Below are 1,320 nucleotides of genomic sequence, written 5' to 3'. Positions count from 1 at the left end.
AAAAGTGTGATGTTTCATAAATAAATATAAAACGGAGCCCGCAAACCCGCGTGACTCCGTTTGTTTTGTTTCATAATAAATAGTAAATTCTATTTTGCTATATCCCCATAGAGCCTCTGTTTCATAACCAAATACTACTATTGGAGGAAAACACAGCCCACCAAGGGGCTTCATAGTTTTAATTCAAATGGTAATCGCCCGCCCAGCTCGGCGTATCCGTCGTGATCCAATTGCCAAACAATCCGGGAGGAAACGCTTTATTTCTGCTGCAGCAGGCCATAATATAGTGCAAACCTCAATACGACACCGGTATCACCGTTGCCAATGAGAGGTTCGTCGACAACTCGGTTCGTCGGTATGTGCTTGGGTGTTTCTGTAAATACGGCTTTATATGCCGGCATTCTGTTCCCTCCGTTATCTTCATGCTAGACCTCTTCCCACAATCTCCTGATGTTATCGAGGCTGATCTTCGTACCGGCTTTGCATTCTTCCATCCCTTCGAATTCAAGCGAAATGTACCCATCGTAGCCGGAGTTTTTGACCACACGAAGTACTTCCCTCATATCGATGTCTCCGTGACCGACAATGGCACCGCGCAAATAATTGCCGCTTGTGGTCTTAAACCAGCCTTCACCCGGATTCAGATAAGAAGGACGAAGATAGAAGTCTTTCACATGCACCATAGAGGCATATGGCAGGTTCTTCTTCACAGCCGCAACCGAATCTTCATCGACGCACATGAAATTGCCGATATCCAGCGTTGTGAGGAAGTTCGGACGATCGACCACTTGAACCAGAGTCTGCACCCGATCACTTGCTTGTATGAAATAGCCGTGGTTCTCGACGCTGGTCACGATACCAAACTGTGCAGCGTAATCTGCGATTTGCCTGCATGCCTCTACTAAACGATTCAACTCTCTGTTAAAGCTGCCTATGGAATTGTCGCTGCTGCTCGCGACGTCATGCCGCATCCGCTTAACACCTAGTCTCGCCGCAATATCGACTTCCGCTTTCACACGCGCAATCTCCTGTTCATAGGCTTCCTGCGTATCGGTAACGAAATTGGCCCCGATTGTATAACTCGAGACTTCGATCCCCCGTGACTTCGCCTTTTCACGAATCGCATCGGCTAACTCTGGCTGACCGACCAAACTAGGCACGATCTCAACATGCTCGCCTCCTTGGTCGGCAATCCAATCGATCACACCCAGAATATCCATTTCTCCAGATATTAAAGCACGGGACAAACTATATGTACTGACGCCTAGTTTCATATTCTTCACCCTCAATTCATTTATGATTGGTTACAGCTGAATCTCT

The 1,320-nt window shown here is 47.2% G+C and carries 3 protein-coding genes; all 3 read right to left on the bottom strand.

Translation table 11 applies throughout. The annotated features are described in order from the left end of the window. Positions 1–178: 178 nt before the first annotated feature. From GC102_RS40525 to GC102_RS07365, 3 genes are read right to left on the bottom strand one after another with little or no spacing between them, the layout of a single operon-like run. Positions 179–280, bottom strand: a complete 102-nt coding sequence (locus GC102_RS40525) for a hypothetical protein (protein ID WP_376769353.1) — start codon at positions 278–280, stop codon at positions 179–181. Further along, complete coding sequence (locus tag GC102_RS07370) at positions 258–401, bottom strand: hypothetical protein (protein WP_171688901.1); 144 nt, start codon at positions 399–401, stop codon at positions 258–260. The genes GC102_RS40525 and GC102_RS07370 overlap by 23 nt, the downstream gene beginning before the upstream one ends. Positions 402–425: 24 nt before the next feature. Continuing rightward, on the bottom strand, positions 426–1,274 hold the full coding sequence (locus tag GC102_RS07365; RefSeq protein ID WP_171688900.1) for a sugar phosphate isomerase/epimerase family protein: 849 nt from the start codon (positions 1,272–1,274) through the stop codon (positions 426–428). Positions 1,275–1,320 lie beyond the last annotated feature (46 nt).

Source organism: Paenibacillus germinis, assembly GCF_013141785.1.
Taxonomy (GTDB): Bacteria; Bacillota; Bacilli; order Paenibacillales; family NBRC-103111; genus Paenibacillus_E; species Paenibacillus_E phytorum.
The sequence above is the reverse complement of the archived record's forward strand: the minus strand, read 5'-3'. Positions and strand labels throughout refer to the sequence as shown.

Excerpts from the sequence above, each read along its gene's own strand:
- GC102_RS40525 (WP_376769353.1), bottom strand. The coding sequence starts at position 280 with ATGGCCTGCTGCAGCAGAAATAAAGCGTTTCCTCCCGGATTGTTTGGC.
- GC102_RS07370 (WP_171688901.1), bottom strand. The coding sequence starts at position 401 with ATGCCGGCATATAAAGCCGTATTTACAGAAACACCCAAGCACATACCG.
- GC102_RS07365 (WP_171688900.1), bottom strand. The coding sequence starts at position 1,274 with ATGAAACTAGGCGTCAGTACATATAGTTTGTCCCGTGCTTTAATATCT.